This window comes from Arthrobacter sp. Y3221157 (assembly GCF_059089865.1).
This window is the reverse complement of record NZ_JBNHFD010000229.1, coordinates 1-439: the sequence shown is the minus strand read 5'-3', so window position 1 is coordinate 439 and position 439 is coordinate 1. Positions and strand designations below refer to the sequence as shown.

Below are 439 nucleotides of genomic sequence, written 5' to 3'. Positions count from 1 at the left end.
TTCAGCTTCCATGACCAGACCCAGCAGCGGGTCCTGGTGATGGTCTCCAAGTTCGGGCACTGCCTCAACGACCTGATTTTCCGGTGGCGCGGCGGGACCCTGGGCGGGGACCTGGTGGCCGTGGTCTCCAACCACGAAACCCACCGGGCGATGGCCGAAGCGGCCGGGCTGCCCTTCATCTACCTTCCGGTCACCCCGGACACCAAGGCCGACGCCGAAGCCCGGCTGCTGGAACTGGTGGAGGAATACCGGGCCGACCTGGTGGTCCTGGCCCGCTACATGCAGGTCCTCTCCGACGATTTGTGCCGGGCCCTGGAAGGCCGCGCGATCAACATCCACCATTCCTTCCTGCCCGGGTTCAAGGGCGCCCGCCCCTACCACCAGGCCTACGACCGGGGCGTGAAACTCGTCGGCGCGACCGCGCACTACGTCACCGCGG

At 67.7% G+C, this 439-nt stretch carries 1 protein-coding gene; it reads left to right on the top strand.

Features of this window, described 5'->3' with window-relative positions:
- On the top strand, positions 1-439 hold a 439-nt coding region (locus AC5RTT_RS20785; RefSeq protein WP_494146739.1), incomplete at both ends, for a formyltetrahydrofolate deformylase.